General features: G+C 31.6%; 14 protein-coding genes. 8 read left to right on the forward strand and 6 right to left on the reverse strand.

All coding sequences use genetic code 11. The features are described 5' to 3' along the window. Position 1: 1 nt before the first annotated feature. The 4 genes from BM072_RS06955 to BM072_RS06970 all read right to left on the reverse strand — a co-directional run bounded on the left by BM072_RS06955 (position 2) and on the right by BM072_RS06970 (position 5,725). Complete coding sequence (locus tag BM072_RS06955) at positions 2 to 3,157, reverse strand: efflux RND transporter permease subunit (protein ID WP_092907908.1); 3,156 nt, start codon at positions 3,155 to 3,157, stop codon at positions 2 to 4. 12 nt (positions 3,158 to 3,169) lie between these two features. Next, on the reverse strand, positions 3,170 to 4,408 hold the full coding sequence (locus tag BM072_RS06960) for an efflux RND transporter periplasmic adaptor subunit (RefSeq protein ID WP_092907910.1): 1,239 nt from the start codon (positions 4,406 to 4,408) through the stop codon (positions 3,170 to 3,172). A 1-nt stretch (position 4,409) separates the two neighbouring features. Next, positions 4,410 to 4,904: a hypothetical protein gene (locus tag BM072_RS06965; RefSeq protein WP_092907912.1), complete on the reverse strand. Its 495-nt coding sequence runs from the start codon at positions 4,902 to 4,904 to the stop codon at positions 4,410 to 4,412. Between the two features lie 230 nt (positions 4,905 to 5,134). After that, entirely contained in the window at positions 5,135 to 5,725 is a 591-nt protein-coding gene (locus BM072_RS06970; RefSeq protein WP_092907914.1) for a hypothetical protein, read from the reverse strand. Positions 5,726 to 5,815: 90 nt separating this feature from the next. Between BM072_RS06970 and BM072_RS06975 the strand changes: the two genes are divergently transcribed. Then, on the forward strand, positions 5,816 to 6,421 hold the full coding sequence (locus tag BM072_RS06975) for a hypothetical protein (protein WP_092907916.1): 606 nt from the start codon (positions 5,816 to 5,818) through the stop codon (positions 6,419 to 6,421). A 57-nt stretch (positions 6,422 to 6,478) separates the two neighbouring features. Continuing rightward, positions 6,479 to 6,925, forward strand: coding sequence for a KTSC domain-containing protein (locus BM072_RS06980; RefSeq protein WP_092907918.1), 447 nt, complete (start codon positions 6,479 to 6,481; stop codon positions 6,923 to 6,925). 158 nt (positions 6,926 to 7,083) lie between these two features. Here BM072_RS06980 and BM072_RS06985 read toward each other — a convergent pair whose 3' ends face one another. After that, on the reverse strand, positions 7,084 to 8,058 hold the full coding sequence (locus tag BM072_RS06985) for a deoxyhypusine synthase family protein (protein ID WP_092907920.1): 975 nt from the start codon (positions 8,056 to 8,058) through the stop codon (positions 7,084 to 7,086). A gap of 27 nt (positions 8,059 to 8,085) precedes the next feature. Then, the gene (locus BM072_RS06990) at positions 8,086 to 9,471 is read right to left on the reverse strand and encodes a type III PLP-dependent enzyme domain-containing protein (RefSeq protein WP_092907922.1); all 1,386 of its coding nucleotides are present in this window, start codon (positions 9,469 to 9,471) and stop codon (positions 8,086 to 8,088) included. Positions 9,472 to 9,890: 419 nt separating this feature from the next. Between BM072_RS06990 and BM072_RS06995 the strand changes: the two genes are divergently transcribed. From BM072_RS06995 to BM072_RS07020, 6 genes are all read left to right on the forward strand, one after another. Continuing rightward, positions 9,891 to 10,664: a ParA family protein gene (locus tag BM072_RS06995; RefSeq protein ID WP_092907924.1), complete on the forward strand. Its 774-nt coding sequence runs from the start codon at positions 9,891 to 9,893 to the stop codon at positions 10,662 to 10,664. Positions 10,665 to 10,666: 2 nt separating this feature from the next. Beyond that, a complete protein-coding gene (locus BM072_RS07000) occupies positions 10,667 to 11,563 on the forward strand; it encodes a ParB/RepB/Spo0J family partition protein (RefSeq protein ID WP_092907926.1) in 897 nt (298 codons plus the stop codon). Further along, positions 11,553 to 12,122 (forward strand): DUF5683 domain-containing protein, encoded by a 570-nt coding sequence (locus BM072_RS07005; RefSeq protein ID WP_092907928.1) that lies wholly within the window; start codon positions 11,553 to 11,555, stop codon positions 12,120 to 12,122. Before BM072_RS07000 ends, BM072_RS07005 begins: the two co-directional genes overlap by 11 nt. Positions 12,123 to 12,130: 8 nt before the next feature. After that, positions 12,131 to 12,835, forward strand: a complete 705-nt coding sequence (gene dapB, locus BM072_RS07010; RefSeq protein WP_092907930.1) for a 4-hydroxy-tetrahydrodipicolinate reductase — start codon at positions 12,131 to 12,133, stop codon at positions 12,833 to 12,835. Positions 12,836 to 12,860: 25 nt separating this feature from the next. Further along, positions 12,861 to 14,423, forward strand: coding sequence for a signal peptidase I (gene lepB, locus BM072_RS07015; protein ID WP_092907932.1), 1,563 nt, complete (start codon positions 12,861 to 12,863; stop codon positions 14,421 to 14,423). 69 nt (positions 14,424 to 14,492) lie between these two features. After that, positions 14,493 to 15,098 carry a WbqC family protein gene (locus tag BM072_RS07020; RefSeq protein ID WP_092908066.1) on the forward strand — a complete coding sequence of 202 codons (606 nt, stop codon included), beginning with the start codon at positions 14,493 to 14,495 and terminating at the stop codon, positions 15,096 to 15,098. Positions 15,099 to 15,100 lie beyond the last annotated feature (2 nt).

Raw genomic sequence — 15,100 nt, forward strand, 5'->3', positions numbered from 1 at the left:
ATTAGATTGATTTATTATGTTCAATTTCTCCTTCTGGACGATCAAATTTTATTGGTTTGATTTTTTCTTGTAATGTTTGGAAAATAACAAACAATACTGGAATAATAAATAAACCTAAAATAGTTCCGATTAATAATCCGAATGCCGCACCAGTAGCTACCGAACGGTTACCCGCAGAAGAAACTCCTGTTGCAAAAACCAATGGCATTAATCCTAAAATAAAGGCAAATGATGTCATTAAGATTGGACGTAAACGTGCTTTTGCACCGTCAATTGCAGCTTGTACAATTGTCATTCCGTGCATACGTCTTTGTAAAGCGAACTCTACAATCAAAATGGCATTCTTGGCCAGTAATCCTACTAACATGATTAAGGCAATCTGGAAATAGATATTATTTTCTAATCCTGCAATCCATTGAGAGAAATAAGCCCCCATAATACCAGAAGGTACTGCTAACAATACTGATAATGGTAAAACATACGACTCATATTGTGCTGATAAGATAAAGTATACGAATACGATACATAAAGCAAAAATCATTACTGTTTGAGAACCAGAACTAATCTCCTCACGTGTTAAACCTGTAAAGTCTGTTCCGTAAGAAGTTGATAATGTTTGTTCAGAAACTTGATTAATTGCTGTAATTGCATCTCCCGTAGAAAATCCTGGTTTTACAGCACCTGTAATATTAGCAGATGTAAATAAGTTGAAACGGTTTACAGAGTTAGGACCATATACACGATTTAATGTTACAAATTGTGATACAGGTGTCATTGCTCCTGTTGATGTTTTAACAAACATTTTGTTTAAACTCATTTCATTGATACGATCATCTGGTAACGCTTGGATATAAACACGGTATTGTTTACCAAAACGTGTAAAATCGGCCGCATATAAACCACCAATATAACCTTGTAATGTAGAGAAGATAGAACTTACAGAAACACCTGCTTGTTTTGCTCTTTCAATATTTACATCAATTTCGTATTGTGGGAAATTTGTATTTAATGATGTTTGTGCGTACTGAATTTCTGGACGTTGCATTAATGCACCAATGTATTCTTTTGCTACTTTATCAAAATCTGCAATATCTCCACCTGTTTTATCTAATAATTTTAATTCGAAACCAGAAGACATTCCAAAACCTGGAATTGCTGGTGGTTGGAAGAAAATCATTTGCGCATCTGTAAATTGTGCTGCTGCACCAAATAATTGACCTGTAATTGCTTGAACTGATAAATCTGGTGTTGTACGTTCTTCAAAAGATTTTAATTTGATAAACATCATACCATAGTTAGAACCAGCTCCAGAAATAATAGAGTTACCAGAAATGATTGTTGCTTTATCAATTCCAGGAATATTTTCGATTGCTTTCTGAAATTGTTTTTCAACTTCGAACACACGGTCCATAGATGCACCAGCAGGTAACTCAATATTACCAATGATAAATCCATTATCTTCCGCAGGTACAAAACCTGTTGGCATCAATTTTCCTAATCCTAAAATACCAGCTCCAGAAATAATAATGATTAAAAATGTTACCCATTTGTGTTTAATTAAAAACTTGAATGAGTTTCCATATTTATGCGTCATTGTATTGAAAGCTGTATTAAAAGCATCAAAGAAACGTTGAATAAAATTACGTTTTTGTTCACCTTCTTGGTGTGGTTTTAAAAATAACGCACACAATGCTGGTGATAATGTTAAGGCATTTAAGGCAGAAATTAAAATGGCAACAATTAAGGTAATACCAAATTGTTTATAGAAAACTCCTGTTGGTCCCGAGATAAATGTTACCGGTACAAATACCGCACACATTACTAATGTAATAGAGATAATTGCTCCAGAAATTTCGTCCATCGCATTTTTCGTGGCATCCATAGGTGTTTCGTGATGAGACTCCATGCGCGCATGCACAGCCTCTACCACCACAATGGCATCATCCACCACAATACCAATGGCGAGCACTAAGGCAAATAACGTTAATAAGTTTAACGAGAATCCTGCTAAATTTAAGAAGAAGAATGTACCGATAATCGAAACTGGTACAGCAATTAATGGTACTAATGTAGAACGGAAATCTTGTAAAAAGATGTACACTACAATAAATACTAAAATAAATGCTTCTATCATTGTATGAACTACTTTCTCGATAGATGCATCTAAGAATGTATTTGTATCCATCAAAATAGTATAAGAAACACCTTCTGGTAATAATTCGCTAGCTTTTTCTAACTCAGTTCTCAAATTCACAATAATTTCTTGTGCATTAGATCCTGGTGTTTGATAAACCGCAAATACAGCAGATGGATCACCATTCATAGCCGATCTACTTGCGTAAGATTGCGCTCCAAATTCTATTGTTGCAACATCTTTTAATCTTAAAACTTGTCCGTTTCCTAAAGATTTTATTACAATATTACGGTATTGATCTTCTGTTTTATAACGACCAGAGTATGTAATTGAGTATTGGAAAGATTGTCCAGAGTTTTCTCCTAATGCACCCGCAGCAGCCTCAAGAGATTCTTGAGATAAAGCAGCAGAAACATCTGATGGAACTAAACCGTAACTTGCCATACGAGATGGATCTAACCAAATACGCATAGAGTATGTCATGGCACCAAAAACGGTAGCATCACCTACACCACTTACACGTTTTAAGGCTGGTATAATATTAATATTTAAGTAATTCTGTAAATATGTTTCGTCATATTTAGGATTTGTAGAACTAAAAGTAGTAAACATCAAGGCAGATGTTTGTTGCTTTTGTGTTACAACTCCAGAACGTGTTACCTCCGCTGGTAATAAAGGTGTTGCACGAGCTACACGATTTTGTACATTTACTTGCGCAATATCCCCGTCTACTCCGGGTTTAAAGATAACATCGATAGATGCAGAACCGTTGTTTGATGCAGTAGATTGGATATAATCCATTCCTTCTACACCATTCACCTGTTCTTCTATCGGAATAATAACAGACTCCATTACTGTTTTTGCATTCGCACCTGGATATGAGGCAGAAATTTTAACAGTTGCCGGAGCAATGTCTGGATATTGGGTTACCGGAAGCGAAATAAGCCCCAGTATACCTAATATCAATATGATAATAGAAATAACCGTTGATAAAACGGGTCTTTCAATAAACTTTTTTAACATAATTTATTTCAATTAGAATACTTTTTTAGTAGAGTTTACGATCGAATCAAAGTTTGCTGGCATTTGTTTAACTGCCGTTTTATCACGTAATTTACCTACACCTTGCGCAACAACTTTGTCACCTTTCTTAACTCCTTCTTTTACAACAGCCATGTTACCTGCTCTTTCTACAACTGTAATTGGTGTTGCATACGCTGTATCTTTTGTTACTTTGTAAACATAAGTCATACCTTGTTGTTCGAAAGTTGCTGCTTCTGGAACAACCAATACATCAACAAATGTTTTTGGAACACGAATACGACCTGAGTTTCCATTTGCTAAAATTTTAGCTTCATTGTTAAATGATACACGGAAATCAATAGTACCTGTTGTTGGATTAATTTGTCCTGTTACTGTTTGAATTTTTCCTTTTTCTGGATAAATTTCTCCATTTGCTAAAACTAAATCTACCAATGGAATTTTATTTAATTTATCTTTTAAAGTTGATCCTTCAGCTTTCGAAATAAAGTTTAAATACTCTTTCTCATTCATAGAAAAATATGCGTAAACTTTACTTGTATTAGAAACAACTGTAATTGGTGTTTGGTCTGTTGGACCAACTAATGTCCCTTGACGGAAATTAATTGCACCTAAAACTCCACTTATTGGGCTACGAACTACAGAATAATCTACATTAGCTTGTGCACCTTTATAACTTGCTTGCGCTTGCGAAACACCAGCTTGTGCTTGGCTTAAGCCAGCTTGCGCTTGATTGTAACCAGCTTGTGCTTTTGCTAAATTAGCTTTTGCAGTTTCTAATTGTACATTACTAATAATATTTTTTTGTACTAACGGAGTCAATTTATTTACTTCAACTTGTGCTGCATTTACAGACGCTTTTGCTGCACTTACATTTGCTTGTGCCGCTTTTACATTTGCTTGTGCTGCACCAACACCAGATCTTAAAGCATCTGCGTTTTGTGTTAATACATTCGTTTCTAATTTAAACAAAGGTTGTCCCGCAGTTACGTACTGACCTTCATCAACATAAACTTCTGTAATGTAACCTTGTATTTTTGCACGAACATCATTATTCACAATACCTTCTATATTAGTTGGGTATTCATCATAACTTGTTACCACTTTAGTTGGTACATCAACCACCGGATATGGTGTTGGACCTTGTGCTTGCTGTGCAGCATCGTTCTTCTTACCACAAGAACTTAGCGCAACAGCTAAAGCACCAACCATCATAACGTTAACGTTTTTCATATTACTTATTTTCTAGTTGAATTTTATTAATTTTTTGTATTGTTTCGTCTAATAACGTTTTTGTTTGAGTTAAATGATCTAAATAAATATCAATTACTCTATTATCATGATTTTTTGATAAGGTATCATTTCCTATTTTGTGTTGTTTAATACGATTTGTAAAAACAATATCTTGAGAAATCATATCAAATAAAAAATCTAACTTTTCAGTCAAATAGCTAAGATTTAATCTAAAATGTCGCTTGCGCGAATCTATTTTATTGATATATTCGATTTGTTTCATGGACAGTAGATAGTTAATAGAGTTAGATAATGAGCTTTTACTTACATTAAAAACTTCTAATAATTCTTCAAATGTAAAACCAACATCATTTGACTCTAAAACCATATATGCCTGTAATTTAGCCGTCAATGGAGGATATTTGTACGTTTTCTCCAAAAAAGCGCTGAAACTACAAAAAAGATCTAAATCACAAAGCGGATTTTCTTTACTCATAATATATAATTCTGATAAATCTGTGCAAATATAAAAAAGTTAGTTCGGTTAAAACAGAACTAATCATACTTTTTATAAAATTTAACTATAATTTAATTTTATAATGTCTGTACAATACCTCTATTATAATGCAAAAAATCCTTAGGTAATAGAATTTATTCTTATCAAAAAATAGACCGTTTTAACAATTTAAATGCTGTTTAATAAATAGATACAATAAAAAAAGCCACTCAAATTGAGTAGCTTTTATCTATATTATTAATGATTAATTCATCTTTTAGTGGCGTGTCTTTCAAAAAATCGTCAATTTTTTTCAGTTCATCCATATAATCATATTGCAAATCTTCGTGAAATTTTTCGAACATTGTTCGTATTAATTTTAATCGACCTGCTTGATATTTATACAATTTATCTGCATTTTCTCCTGTTGTATTTTTAGCAAATAAATAGGGATAACGGTTAAATGATTCTTGTAAAATATACTTTCTTAATTCGAATTCTGATGTTTTATCTTTTGTAATTTGAACATGATAATTCACCAAACCACTCAACGATTTTAAGCACAAAAGCAATTGACGATGACTTCTATTTATATTAATCTGATTAATTAAATGATGTGCTTTTTTAAACTGATTATCAATCTTTTCGTAAATTATATTAACACGATCAATCAAATCATTTTCATCTTCTAATAATTGAAAATGAAGATGCTCTACAAGCGTTTCATCTTTATTAATTAACCGTAAAAGTATTTTATCTTTTTCTTTAGAAGGCAAATCTAAAATTGCATTTTTCAATTCCGGAACTTGCTTTAAATTCATAGCGTTATTTGTTTGCTGTTTTCGTTTTCTAAATTACAATTTTCTTTCTAAAGAAATTGTATATTTAAAAACTGATTAAAAAAACTTACATTGACTAAAACAATCAAATACTATATTATTGTATCGATTATAATTTTTTCGGTACTAATAATTCTATCACAAGTCAATCTGCAAATAAAAGGAGAATACACGTATCAAATAATTGCTTGGAGTTGGATTGTATTTACGCTTTATATTATCATTAAATTTAGAAAAATAATCTACATCAAAATTTACGCAATCGTACTTCTTGCTTTGGTTGGATTAAGTATTTTACCAATGGCAATCCCATTTTTTGTAATAATAAATTTTCTATTTAATACAGATACAATTCAAACTATAAAATTAAATAACGAATACAAAATTGAGGTTAATAAAAAAATATTAGCGATGAAAAGAGTTTATATTTATAAAACAAAATCTAAATTTTTGGTTTTAGAAAAAAATGATAATTTAGTTAGACCTAATTACAGTGAAATTGTTGCAAAAACTCTTGATATTAATTCTGATGACCCAAATTTATATAATTACGAATCTGAACCCATTCAAAACGCAAAATTTATTACTATAAATAAGGATAGTATTGGTATTGAATATCAGATTCTTGATAAAAAGAAAATAATTTATCATAATCTTAACGAAACTTATGGTTATTAACCTTATTTCATAATTTAATAATATGTACTTTTGCAAACTGAAATAAGGATTGAAATTATGAAAAGAGTTGTTGAGCACAGAAAATTACTTGGAGTTGATAAAACTGCTACATTAAAGGAGTTAAAAACAATTTACAGAAATACGATGAAAGATGCTCATCCTGATAAATTTATTAATGATGAAGCAGGAAAATTAGAAGCAGAAGAAAAAAGCAAAACTGTGATTGAGGCTTACCACTTTTTAGTAAGTATTAACCCAGAAACGCACGAAAAATATAAAGAAGAATATACTGAAACAACAACAAAATCTAATATTCATGACTTTTACATGGATAAACAGATTTTAAAAGTTGAGCATTTAGACGGAAATATTTATGAATATCTTGGTGTTCCTAAAAATACGTACGTAAAAATGGTAAATGCAGATTCGCCAAGTCGTTTTGCAAGAAGACATATTTACGGAAAATTCGTATACAGAAAATCAGGTGAAGCAATGCAAGCTTAATTTTTTAGATAAAAATATACAAAGGATTAATTTCCTTTTTTAAAATAAGTGATCAGTAATGATCACTTATTTTTTTTGCATAATATTTATATATCAACAACAAAAAAACCGCCTCAAAATAATGAGACGGTTGTATATAAACGTTAAAAAACGATTTATTAGTGACCTAAAATATAGCTAAAAATTAATGGCGCTACAATTGTTGCGTCAGATTCTATCATAAACTTAGGTGTATCAACATCTAATTTTCCCCACGTAATCTTTTCGTTTGGTACAGCTCCTGAATAAGAACCATAAGAAGTTGTTGAGTCAGAAATTTGACAGAAATATGACCAGAAAGGAACATCAGTCCATTCTAAATCTTGGTACATCATTGGAACAACACAAATTGGGAAATCACCAGAAATACCACCTGCAATTTGAAAGAAACCTACTCCTTTTCCATCAGAATTTGCACGATACCATTCTGTTAAATAAATCATGTATTCAATCCCAGATTTAACTGTTGAAGCTTTTAAGTTTCCTTTGATAACATTAGATGCAAAAATATTACCTGTAGTAGAATCTTCCCATCCTGGACAAACAATTGGTAAATTTTTCTTTGCAGCTTCTACAATCCAAGAATCTTTAGGATCTATTTCATAATATTGCTCTAAAACCCCAGAATTTACAACTTGGTATAAAAATTCGTGTGGTAAATATCTTTCTCCTTTAGCTTCTGCAGCATGCCAAACATCTTCTAAATGTTCTTGCAAACGACGAAATGCTTCTTCTTCGGGAATACAAGTATCTGTAACACGATTATAATGTGCGTCTAATAATTCGCGCTCTTGTTCTGGTGTTAAATCTCTGTAGTTAGGTATTCTTTTGTAGTGAGAATGCGCAACTAAATTCATTACATCCTCCTCTAAATTTGCACCTGTACAAGAAATGAAATGTACTTTGTCTTGACGAATCATTTCTGCTAACGAAATTCCTAATTCAGCAGTAGACATTGCACCACCTAAAGAAATTAACATTTTACCACCTTCTAACAAGTGTGCTTCATATCCTTTTGCCGCATCTACTAATGCAGCTGCATTAAAGTGTCTATAATTGTGCTCTATAAACTGACTGATTGGTCCTTTGCTCATTTTATTATCTTTTTATTTTATTAAATTTTATTTATTGTAACCCAATGTTTCTAATACATTTTGATGCGTTTGCTCTTCCGAATATACTTTTGCTTCGTAATTTTCGTCGATTAAGATATATTTTGGTTGAGGAATTAAACAGTGATTAATTCCACCAAATCCACTAATATTATCTTGATAAGCACCTGTATTAAAAAATCCGATATACAATGGTTTTGCCGAATCGTATTTTGGTAAATAAATGGCATTTACATGTTGCTCAGAATTGTAATAATCATCCGAATCACAAGTTAATCCACCCAACAATACGCGTTCATATTTATCGTACCAACGGTTAATTGGTAACATTACAAATCGTTTCGAAATTGCCCAAGCATCTGGTAAAGTTGTCATGAAAGATGAATCAATCATATCCCAATATTCCTTATCATTTTGTTTCTTTTGATAAAGAATTTTATATACAACTCCTCCACTTTCTCCTACAGTATACGATCCAAATTCTGTAAAAATATTAGGAACTGGAATTCCTTCTTCATCACAAATTGCTTTTATTTGTAACAAAATTTCCTTCGCCATATACGGATAATCGTAAGAAAAACTAAGCGAATTTTTGATTGGGAATCCTCCACCAATATTTAAACTATCTAATTCGGGACAAACTTTTTTCAGATTTACATAAACCTTCAAACATTTTGTCAACTCATTCCAATAATAAGAAGTATCCTTAATACCTGTATTAATAAAGAAATGAAGCATTTTTAATTTAATGCGCTCGTTTGGTTTAACCATTGTTTGATAAAAAGGCACAATATCCTTGTATCCAATTCCTAAACGAGACGTATAAAACTCAAATTTTGGTTCCTCTTCTGATGCAATACGAATTCCGATTTCAAAATCGCCTTCAATTGCTTCCGAAAACAAATCTACTTCTTCGTAATTATCTATTACAGTAATCGTTTTGCGGTGTCCGTTATTTATTAAACGTGCTATGTTTTCTACATATTCTTCACGCTTAAAACCATTACAAACAACGTATTGATTTTCATTAATTAATCCTTCTTTCATCAGATTTTCGACAATATTAATGTCGAATGCCGAAGAAGTTTCGATGTGAATGTCATTTTTTAAGGCCTCGCCTAAAATGTGACGGAAATGCGAACTTTTGGTACAATAACAATAATTGTAAGTTCCTTCATAGTTTAACTCCTCACGTGCTTTTTCAAACCAACCTTTCGCTTTTTGTATGTTTTCAGAAATTTTTGGCAAATACGTAAATTTCAATGGTGTTCCGTGTTCCTCTACCAAGGCTTTCAAATCAATTCCATTAAATTTTAAGTACTCTCCATCCATTTCGAATTCATCTTGTGGAAAGTCAAATGACTGCGTGATTAAATCTATGTATTTAGTTTTCATTATGCTTTTTAAGTGTTACGTGTATAGTATTATTTCTAAAATTTTTATAAGGTTAAATTTTAGGGTACTACAGACGTATGGCGTAATATACATTACGAAGCAACAATGGGAAAGAATAATTCTTTAATTCGTTTCTATTCATTAAAACTACTGCGTTAAAGCTCTTTCTATTCTCTACGCTTCCGAATAAAAGGTTAAAACTCATCAACTTTTTTCTTGAAAAAATTATAAAATACTAGTCGCAAATATAAGTTTTTTAATTCTGTTAAAAAAGATAAAAAATTGCTAAATTTTTGATTATATATTCTGAAGTTCTACAACTAAACTCAAATAAACGTCAATTGTTCAAAAATTTATTTTTTCTTTAAGGTTTCACTAATCTAAATATTGTATTTTTGAAATCGTTTTGAACGTAAATTATGGGTAAAATAATTGCAATTGCTAATCAGAAAGGTGGCGTAGGAAAAACGACAACGTCGTTAAATCTTGCTGCATCTTTAGGAGTATTAGAAAAGAAAGTTTTATTAATTGACGCAGATCCGCAAGCAAATGCAACATCTGGTTTAGGTTTTGATTTAGACGAAATAGAAGCTGGAACTTATGAGGTTTTAGAACATGAAGTTTTGGCTAGTAAAGCTATTTTAAAATCAGAATCGCCAAACTTAGACGTAATGCCTGCTCATTTAGATTTAGTTGCGGCTGAAATAGAGATTGTAGATTACGAGAACCGCGAATATATGTTAAAAACTGCGTTGGATGAAATCAAAGATCAGTATGATTATATTATTATAGATTGTGCGCCATCTTTGGGTTTAATCACTTTAAACGCTTTAACAGCGGCAGATTCTGTTATAATTCCTATTCAATGCGAGTATTTTGCGTTAGAAGGTTTGGGAAAATTATTGAATACAATAAAAGGAATTCAGCAACATCATAACAAAGAATTGGATATAGAAGGTTTATTGTTAACAATGTACGATTCGCGTTTACGCCTTTCTAATCAAGTATTAGACGAGGTAAATAATCATTTTCCGCAAATGGTTTTTAAAACGATTATTACACGAAATGTGCGTTTGTCCGAAGCGCCAAGTTTTGGAGAAACCATTATTCAGTACGATGCAGCAAGTAAAGGTGCCGAAAATTATTTAAATTTAGCCCGAGAATTTTTAATTAACAACAACGATACAAATTAATAATGGCAAAGCCAAATAAAAATAATCGCTTAGGACGCGGATTATCAGCTTTATTAAAAGATGAACCAACCGTAAAAACAGCACAAGACGAAGGTGCTAAAAAATTGGTGGGTAATATACTTGAGGTAGAGTTAGAAAAAATAACCGCTAATCCTTGGCAACCACGAACTAATTTTGATAAAAAATCTTTAGAAGAATTGGTTTCATCTATTTCTACATTAGGCGTAATACAACCAATTACAGTTCGTAAAAAAGATTCGGGAGAATACGAATTAATATCTGGTGAAAGACGTTTTAGAGCATCACAATTAGCAGGTAAAAAATCTATACCAGCATACGTTCGTTTGGCTAATGACCAAGAAATGTTGGAAATGGCGTTGGTAGAAAACATACAACGACAAGATTTAGATGCAATAGAAATTGCACTTTCTTACCAACAATTAATAGACGAAATAAAATTAACACAAGAAGAATTAAGTAAACGAGTAGGGAAAGACAGAACGTCTATCACAAACTATTTGCGTTTATTAAAATTAGATCCAATTATACAAACAGGTATTCGCGACGGCATGATTTCTATGGGACATGGTCGTGCATTAATGGCGATTGATGATACGGATTTACAATTTGATATTTACGAAAAAATTGTCCGTAATAATTTATCTGTTCGTGATACAGAACGTTTAATAAAATCGATAAAAGAAGGTGACGATGCTACAGCTAAAAAAGTAGTAAACGAATTGCCTACGCAATATAAAGAAGCATTAAGCTCAATTTCGAATTCATTAAGAACAAAAGTCGAAATTAAACGTGCAAATAATGGAAAAGGTAAAATTATTTTGAATTTTACTTCGGATGAAGAATTTGAACGATTAAGAAAATTTTTAAATGAAAATTAAATCATTATTTCTTGGGTTGATGATAACTTCTTCGGTTTCATTTGCTCAAGTAAAAACAGATTCGTTATTTATTGTTGATAAAGTAATAAACGATTCAATTGCAACTAAAAGTGCCCTAACGGAAAAAAGTCCAATAAGAGCATCTTTATATTCTGCAATTTTACCTGGTGCAGGACAACTTTACAATAAAAAATGGTGGAAAGCGCCTATTGCATTAGGTTTAGTTGGTACCGGAACTGGATTTACAATTTATTACAACAATTTATACAAAAAATACCGCAAGGCTTATATTGCTGTTCGCGAAGGTACGCCAAACGAATTTACGGGTATTTTAACGGCGCAGCAATTGGCTGTAATACAAGACGATTACAAACGAAAACGAGATTATAGTGTTGCTTTAACTGCGTTAGTTTATTTATTAAATATTGTTGATGCAACAGTTGATGCACATTTATTTTCTATTCGTAATGACCCAGAGATGACTTTTAAACCAACTGTTTTACAAGACGAAATGACGTTAGAACCAGTATTAGGTCTCGCTTTTAATTTTAAATTTTAATACAAAAAATGAATATAGCTTTAATAGGATACGGAAGAATGGGTAAAGCCATCGAAGAAATTTTGATACAAAGAGGACACGATGTTGTACTAAAAATATCACGCACTCCACTTCCCGAAGAATTAAAAAATATAGATGTAGCAATCGAATTTTCTAAACCAGAATATGCTTTTGATAACCTTAAAGTATTACTTGAGAATAAAGTAGCAACAATATGTGGTACAACAGGATGGTTAGAAAATCAAGACGAAGTAAATAAATTAGCAATTACTAATAATACCGCTTTTTTATACGCTTCTAATTTTAGTTTAGGTGTAAATTTATTCTTCGAACTTAATCAAGTTTTAGCACGAATGATGAATAAATACCGCAATGAATATCAAATTAATTTAGAAGAAATTCATCATACTCAAAAATTAGACGCACCTTCTGGAACAGCAATTACAATTGCAGAAGGAATTATAGAAAATACAACTTATAAAACATGGTCGATGGAAGAAAATTCGCAAGAAATTATTCCTATCGAAGCAAAACGAATAGAAAACGTACCAGGAACACATATCGTACAATATACGTCTGATGTTGATACTATCGAAATTTCTCATACCGCACATTCGCGCAAAGGTTTTGCGCTTGGAGCAGTAATTGCTGCTGAGTGGATTTGGAACAAAGAAGGTATTTTTACAATGAAAGATGTACTCGAATTAAACTAATTAAAAATACTAATATCAAAGACTTATGCACTTATTAATTTACTGGTTAATTGGTTTTATTATTGCCAATGTAATCTTTGGAGCTGCAACATGGAAACTATTTAAAAATGCAGGAAAACAAGCGTGGCAAGCCTATATTCCTTTTCTTAATATTTGGAAAGGTTTAGAAATTATTCACCGTCCAAAATGGTGGATTATTTTATTCTATTTGCCAATCGTAGGACCAATTTTTTGGTTAGTTTTCTTTGTAGATTTAGGTGATTCGTACGGAAAAATCGAAACAAAAGATAAAATCATTATGGTTTTAACTTTAGGTTTATACATTTTTGCCGTTAATTATTCTGATAATCCAAAATATTTAGGTCCAGAAAATCGCAAACCAACTTTTGTTTCTTCACTTATTTTTGCTTTAGTTTTAGCAACTATTGTACACAATTGGTTTGTACAACCTATGATTGTACCAACGGGTTCTATGGAAAATACGATCAAAATTGGTGATGCATTATTTGTAGAAAAAATTAGTCATGGTGCACGTGTTCCGATGACGCCAATTGGTATTCCTTTCTCAGAATTTATTTACCGTGATGGCTTTATTGACAAAGCGCGTTTACCTTATATGAGAGTACCAGGTTGGAGAGATTTAAAGTCAAATGACATTGTTGTTTTCAACTATCCTACAGATTCTGTTTACTCGGCAATCGATCGCAAAGATGCTTATGTAAAGCGTTTGGTAGGTTTACCAGGAGAAACAATTCAGATTCGTAACGGAATTTTATATGTAAATGACAAAAAATTTATTCCCAAAAAAGATGCGCAAGTTCAACATTCGTATATGGTTGTTACAAAAGCGCCTTTTAGTGATAAATTATTGTACGATAATTTCGGAATTATTAGTACCGATTATAATGCAGGAAAAAAAGAAGATGGTACATTTATTTACCAATTTGCAGCATTAACAGATGCGCACGTTACTGCAATGAAATCTAACGCAAACGTAGTATCGGTTGAACCAATTTTACAACCTGTTGGCGAAAAAACAGAACATATTGTAAAAGGTAAAATTGACAGTACAAATACAATTTTCCCTGTAAATAAAGCATGGAATCCTGACCAATACGGTCCTTTGTATATTCCGAAAAAAGGAGATATTGTAGACATTAACAAAGAAACTTTACCACAATACATCAATATTATTCGCAAATACGAGCACAATGCTTTGCGTGTAGATTCTGCTGCGGGTAAATATGATATTTATATAGACGATAAAAAAACCAATAAATACGAGATTCAACAAAACTATTATTTTATGATGGGAGACAATAGAAACCAGTCGTTAGATGCGCGTTTCTTTGGTTATGTTGGCGAAGATCACGTAATTGGTCGTCCAATTATGATTTGGGCAAATATGAATGGAATGTTTGAAGCTGCGGCTCCAAAAAAATTCATTTGGAATCGTTTCTTTACTTCTATCAACAATGATAATCCAGACAAAACATCATACGGAATTTACGTTTTGATTGCTTTAATTGGATGGATTGGATACGATGTTGTAAAAGCAAGAAAAGAGAAAAAGAAGAACAAATACTAATCAAAATAAGTTGTGCATTATGATAAAGTTATAATGCACAATTTTTATATTACAGAAGAAAAAATACGAATGAAAAATACGTTTGCCGCATTTTATTTTGGTCCGATAGATTATTATGCAGAAATGGTAAAAAGCCAAAATTTAAATATCGAAGTTTGTGAAAATTTTCAGAAACAAACCTATCGAAATAGATGTAATATTTTAGGTGCAAATGGCAAATTAATGCTCAATATACCTACGTTACATAATGGCAAAAAAACATTTGCAGATTTACAACCATCTTACGAACACCATTGGCAAAAAGAACACTTTCGATCAATAAAATCGGCATATCACGGTTCTCCTTACTTCGAATATTACGAACACGAACTTGCTCCTTTTTATGAAAAGAAAGAAAAATATTTATTAGATTTTAATCTGAAAACAATTGATTTTATCAATCAAAAATTACGATTAGATTTAGAAATTTCAACAACCGAAACTTATGAAATAATTGATGCTGAACATGATTTCAGAAATCAATTCTCAGCTAAAAAACCAGCTCAATATAATTTACCAGAATACATTCAAGTTTTTGATGATAAATTTGGATTTACTTCTGATTTAAGCATTATTGATTTACTTTTTAGCGAAGGTCCAAGCGCCGCTATTTACTTAAAAAACTTAATAAAATAACA

Source organism: Algoriella xinjiangensis (assembly GCF_900115015.1).
In the GTDB taxonomy this organism is placed as follows: domain Bacteria; phylum Bacteroidota; class Bacteroidia; order Flavobacteriales; family Weeksellaceae; genus Empedobacter; species Empedobacter xinjiangensis.

Coding starts and splice junctions, on each gene's coding strand:
- BM072_RS06955 (WP_092907908.1), bottom strand. CDS start 3,157: ATGTTAAAAAAGTTTATTGAAAGACCCGTTTTATCAACGGTTATTTCT.
- BM072_RS06960 (WP_092907910.1), bottom strand. CDS start 4,408: ATGAAAAACGTTAACGTTATGATGGTTGGTGCTTTAGCTGTTGCGCTA.
- BM072_RS06965 (WP_092907912.1), bottom strand. CDS start 4,904: ATGAGTAAAGAAAATCCGCTTTGTGATTTAGATCTTTTTTGTAGTTTC.
- BM072_RS06970 (WP_092907914.1), bottom strand. CDS start 5,725: ATGAATTTAAAGCAAGTTCCGGAATTGAAAAATGCAATTTTAGATTTG.
- BM072_RS06980 (WP_092907918.1), top strand. CDS start 6,479: ATGAAAAGAGTTGTTGAGCACAGAAAATTACTTGGAGTTGATAAAACT.
- BM072_RS06985 (WP_092907920.1), bottom strand. CDS start 8,058: ATGAGCAAAGGACCAATCAGTCAGTTTATAGAGCACAATTATAGACAC.
- BM072_RS06990 (WP_092907922.1), bottom strand. CDS start 9,471: ATGAAAACTAAATACATAGATTTAATCACGCAGTCATTTGACTTTCCA.
- BM072_RS06995 (WP_092907924.1), top strand. CDS start 9,891: ATGGGTAAAATAATTGCAATTGCTAATCAGAAAGGTGGCGTAGGAAAA.
- BM072_RS07000 (WP_092907926.1), top strand. CDS start 10,667: ATGGCAAAGCCAAATAAAAATAATCGCTTAGGACGCGGATTATCAGCT.
- BM072_RS07005 (WP_092907928.1), top strand. CDS start 11,553: ATGAAAATTAAATCATTATTTCTTGGGTTGATGATAACTTCTTCGGTT.
- dapB (WP_092907930.1), top strand. CDS start 12,131: ATGAATATAGCTTTAATAGGATACGGAAGAATGGGTAAAGCCATCGAA.
- lepB (WP_092907932.1), top strand. CDS start 12,861: ATGCACTTATTAATTTACTGGTTAATTGGTTTTATTATTGCCAATGTA.
- BM072_RS07020 (WP_092908066.1), top strand. CDS start 14,493: ATGAAAAATACGTTTGCCGCATTTTATTTTGGTCCGATAGATTATTAT.